At 38.4% G+C, this 4,347-nt stretch carries 2 protein-coding genes, 1 pseudogene and 1 riboswitch; all 3 genes and pseudogenes read right to left on the reverse strand.

What is annotated here, in order from left to right:
- Positions 1-98 precede the first annotated feature (98 nt).
- Positions 99-437, reverse strand: a pseudogene (locus tag EKC99_RS15030) (aldehyde dehydrogenase family protein); the annotation flags it as partial.
- A gap of 350 nt (positions 438-787) precedes the next feature.
- A complete protein-coding gene (locus EKC99_RS15035; protein WP_163152618.1) occupies positions 788-2,233 on the reverse strand; it encodes a potassium/proton antiporter in 1,446 nt (481 codons plus the stop codon).
- A 98-nt stretch (positions 2,234-2,331) separates the two neighbouring features.
- Positions 2,332-4,035, reverse strand: coding sequence for a phosphomethylpyrimidine synthase ThiC (thiC, locus tag EKC99_RS15040; protein ID WP_163152620.1), 1,704 nt, complete (start codon positions 4,033-4,035; stop codon positions 2,332-2,334).
- 107 nt (positions 4,036-4,142) lie between these two features.
- Positions 4,143-4,257, reverse strand: a riboswitch (TPP riboswitch).
- Positions 4,258-4,347 lie beyond the last annotated feature (90 nt).

Raw genomic sequence — 4,347 nt, forward strand, 5'->3', positions numbered from 1 at the left:
CCCACCCTCTCCCATTTATGGGAACTCTGATTCTAAAAGTGGCTCACTTTTGAAGTGATCGCTCTGGCTCAATTTATTATTGACAAAAACACGGCACGCGTTTCACGAATCGGTTTTCCGTTTTCCCATGTTTCTGCGACCGCAAGCATGTCTAAATTCTCTTCCATTCGGTCTGCGATTTTATTTAATAGGCGTGCACGTTTAGCGACAGATGTGCGTCCCCATGTTTCTTTCGCCGCATGAGCAGCATCGAGTGCTAATTCGACATCAGCTGCTTTCGAGCGAGGGACTTCGCAATATACTTGTCCAGTAACGGGCGAAATATTTTCAAAATATTCACCGTCAATGGGAGGTACCCATTCTCCACCGATGAAATTTTCGTATCTCTTTTTAAATGTAATGAGTGAGCCAGGTTGCCCAGGCTGAGCATAAATCATGTAAACTCCTCCTTTTGTATCCGTTTTCAAATGAAAATAAATGACCAAGTCTGATACACATCATATGTGTCGATTTAGTGAAATATGATCTACTACATCATTTTTATTTCACCTATTTGATTCATTATCGGATTACAGGAAGTTCTTATAATTCGTTAGCTAAATAAAGAAGAGAGATTATCTAAAAAGGATTTGTAGAAAAACATAGTCTGAAGAAATGAATTGAAGTGAATGGACTTGTTAGTGATATTTTTAAATTTGTTTAATGATAAAATGGAGTAAGTAGGAAGCCAACTTTGTTTGTGTAAGAGCGAGAGAAGCTTCTCGCCCTTATTTACTTTTGCTTAAAATTATATATCTTCGTTTATTGAAAATATTTTATAGATTTCTGATATTTTTCCTTTTTCAATCAATATATAAACAACATCATTTTCAAGCAATCGCGCATTTCCTTTCGGGGTAATAATTTTTTCATTCCGAATAATAGCTGTGATTAAGCAATCTTTAGGTAAAGGAAGTTGACTAACTGTCATTTTCGATAAATGAGATTGTTTACTTCCAATATGAATTTCAACAATTTCTTTATCCGCTTTTGTCGTTGACATTAATTCAAGGGAATGAGCGACCTCCTTTTTTTCTCCATGCAATAATCCTAGATGCTTAGCTAACAAAGAAATGGTTGATCCTTGAATAAGAGCAGAAATGAGAACAATAAAGAAAACAATATTAAAAATCAGTTGGCTATTTTCAATATTTGCAATGAGAGGGTAAGTTGCCAAAACGATCGGGACAGCACCTTTTAGACCTGCCCAGGAAAGAAACAATTTTTCCTTCATAGAAAAACGCATTTTTATTGTGCTTACCATTACGCTAATTGGTCTTGCTACAATGATAAGAAAGATCGCAAGAACAATGCCTTCCCACGCTACCTCTACTAACTCATTCGGAAAAACAAGTAATCCAAGTAAAATGAACATAAATATTTGCATCATCCATGCTAATCCTTCATTAAAACGAAAAACAGAATGACGATAAACGATTTGGGAATTACCGACAAAAACAGCCATGATATATACAGCAAGGAATCCACTACCTTTCATTAAAGCGGCAGTGCTATAGGAGAGTACTGCAAATGATAGAGATAGGATGGGATATAGTCCAGACGAATCCAGATGAATTTTGTTCATGCACCAAATGGTTAATTTCCCCATTCCAAGTCCAATTAAGATGCCTGAAATAATTTGCCAAAAAAACCCCAATAAAGTATGAAGTATAGATATTTCAGGATTTTGGACGAACGTAATTAAAGAAAGAGTTAAAATAACAGCCATAGGGTCATTCATTCCTGATTCTGCCTCTAGTGTTGCAGAGAGACGGCGGTTTACATATACGCTCCCTAATGTAGCGAAAATGGCTGCTGCATCAGTAGAAGACACGATGGCTCCCAATAGTAGCCCCTCTGCCCATGAAATATTTAAAATATATTTTGCAAAGGCACCGACACAAATAGCTGTAATAAGTACCCCGAATGTCGCAAGAGAGGAGGATGGAACGATCACCTTTTTTAATGTATTCCATTTTGTGTTCATGCCACCCTCAAACAAAATGACAATCAATGCAAAAATACCGAATATTTGAGTTAGGAAGGCGTTGTCGAAGTATATAAATTTCGATAAAATCATTCCAACCAGTATGTAGAAAACAAGGGACGGCACTCCTAACCATGAAGAAAACTTTGTCGTTAATACACCTATAATCAAAAGGAGTCCTAACAAAAAAATGATAAAATCGGTCAATATGTTTTTCTCTCCTCTCTAAATATTTATGAAATATACTGTTCGTAATAAAATTAAGATAAAAAAAGGAAACTGTCAAACAAGATGCAAGTTGAGCATTAGCGCTCAACTTGCATCTTGTTTATATATAATGCTTTTCCTTGTTCGACAAACTGTTTTGCCTTCTCCTTCATTCCTTCGTGTTGTAAAGTTTTTTGCAATTGATGTGAGATGTTCATTGAGCAAAATTTTGGCCCGCACATTGAACAAAAGTGGGCAAGTTTTGCTCCTTCAGCTGGTAACGTCTCATCATGATACTCACGCGCACGTTCAGGATCCAAAGACAAGTTGAATTGATCATGCCATCGGAATTCGAACCGTGCTTTTGACAAGGCGTCGTCTCTTTTTTGTGCACTAGGATGCCCTTTTGCTAAATCGGCAGCATGAGCAGCGATTTTATAAGCGATAACACCTTGACGGACATCGTCTCTATTTGGCAATCCGAGATGTTCTTTCGGAGTAACATAACAAAGCATCGCCGTGCCGTACCACCCAATGATTGCTGCACCGATAGCTGAGGTGATATGGTCATAACCTGGTGCAATGTCAGTAGTTATTGGACCTAATGTATAAAAAGGTGCCCCGTGACAAATTTCTATTTGTTTGTCGACATTTTCTTTAATTTTATGCATTGGAATATGTCCCGGACCTTCAATCATGACTTGAACATCATGCTCCCAAGCAATTTTTGTCAATTCTCCAAGTGTTTGCAGCTCGGCAAATTGAGCTTCGTCGTTTGCATCCGCAATCGAACCAGGGCGCAATCCGTCCCCAAGTGAAATAGCGATATCGTAAGTTTTTAAAATCTCACAAATCTCCTCAAAATGAGTGTATAAAAAGTTTTCTTCGTGATGTGCTAAGCACCATTGCGCCATAATGGAACCACCGCGAGAAACGATCCCCGTCGTGCGATTGACTGTTAAAGGAATGTAACGAAGTAATACGCCAGCATGAATAGTAAAATAGTCGACCCCTTGTTCTGCTTGTTCGATTAATGTTTCACGATAAACGTCCCATGATAAATGTTCGACAACTCCATTGACTTTTTCTAATGCTTGATAAATAGGGACAGTACCAATTGGAACAGGAGAATTGCGAATAATATATTCTCGAGTCTCGTGTATATGTTTTCCTGTTGATAAATCCATGACAGTATCAGCGCCCCAGCGGATCGCCCAAAGCATTTTTTCAACTTCTTCTTCTAAGGAAGAGGTGACAGCTGAATTTCCGATATTTGCGTTAATTTTCACGTGGAATTTACTTCCTATAATCATCGGTTCACTTTCAGGGTGGTTAATATTAGCTGGGATAATTGCTCTTCCTGCCGCCACCTCTTGACGAACAAATTCGGGATCCATTTGTTCGCGAATTGCGACAAACTCCATTTCAGGTGTAATGATCCCTCGTTTTGCATAGTGCATTTGTGTAACCGTGTTTCCTTTTTTTGCGCGCATCGGTTTGCGTTGAAAAGGTAAGTTAGCTTTAGAAAATCGTCCTTCATATTTTTCGACATCGCCGCGTTCGACTATCCATTTTTCTCTTAATGTTGGCAATCCTTTATGAATATTCGGTTCAAAAAGTGGATCGGTGTACGGGCCGCTTGTATCATAGACGCAGATCGGTTCATTTTCTATTATCGCTGTTTCTGTTTTTGTTGGCGACAGTTGAATTTCTCGCATTGGAACACAAACATCTTTTCGTCTTCCTTGCACGTACACTTTTTTACTTGAGGGAAATAACATGTTGGAAAATAAGTTGTTCATTCTTATTCGCTCCTTTTCATTTTTTAATAGGAGCAATGCCAACACGTAAAAAAATCAGGTTCCATAAAAAGAACCTGATTTTGTCCGCAAATAGTACAAGCGAATGACACTCGCACCATCTACTTCCCTACGCTGGCATCACCCAGATCAGGTTCAGAGGGTCAAAGAACTTTTGCGCGTTCTTCTCTCAGTCCAAGCTATTGGACTCCCCTAGTAGATGTGTATGAGTAAAATGTTTGTGGGAGAAAAAAAGACAGGTTCCTGATTTGGTATAATCAGGAACCTTTCCGATATGTAAGTAAAATAGATGAA

This window comes from Anoxybacillus sp. MB8 (assembly GCF_011006755.1).
Classification (GTDB): domain Bacteria; phylum Bacillota; class Bacilli; order Bacillales; family Anoxybacillaceae; genus Anoxybacillus; species Anoxybacillus gonensis.

Coding starts and splice junctions, on each gene's coding strand:
- thiC (WP_163152620.1), bottom strand. CDS start 4,035: ATGAACAACTTATTTTCCAACATGTTATTTCCCTCAAGTAAAAAAGTG.